This is a genomic window from Bacillus sp. LR--39, assembly GCF_053613335.1.
In genome coordinates, this window is sequence record NZ_JBSIOT010001588.1 from 1 (window position 1) to 519 (window position 519).

The window sequence follows — 519 nt, forward strand, 5'->3', positions numbered from 1 at the left end:
AATATTTTTGTAAGAAAATCTTCCGAGCCGCTCAGGGCAGCCGGAAGAAACGTCAAATCTCGGTCTTTGCCTGCTTTCCTCTCAGGACAAGCGCAATATTTTCCGCACAAAGCCTCATCATGGCTTCTCTCGTTTCGACGGCGGCGCTGCCGATGTGAGGCAGCGCGGTGACTTGCGGCAGGCTGACGAGCGGGTGATCCTTTTGCACAGGTTCTTCCGCAAAGACGTCGAGTCCTGCGCCGGCAATATCTTTTTCGACCAGCGCTTCATATAAATCGTCTTCATTGACAACCTGTCCTCTTGAGACATTGATAAAAATAGCGGAGCGCTTCATCTTTTTAAAAGCGCTGCGGTTAAACAGATGCTTCGTTTCATGAGTCAGAGGTGTCAGGCAGACAACAAAATCCGCCTGTTCAAGCAGTTCATCGAAGGGCAGATAGGATGCGCCCAGTTCTGCTTCTGCATCTGGATTGCGGGTGCGGTTATGATATAAAATTTTCATGCCGAAGCCTTTCGCAC

At 49.9% G+C, this 519-nt stretch carries 1 protein-coding gene; it reads right to left on the reverse strand.

The genetic code is table 11. The features are described from left to right. Positions 1-52: 52 nt before the first annotated feature. On the reverse strand, positions 53-519 hold a 467-nt coding region (locus ACWHAR_RS31945), incomplete at its 5' end, for an NAD(P)-dependent oxidoreductase (protein WP_452089037.1).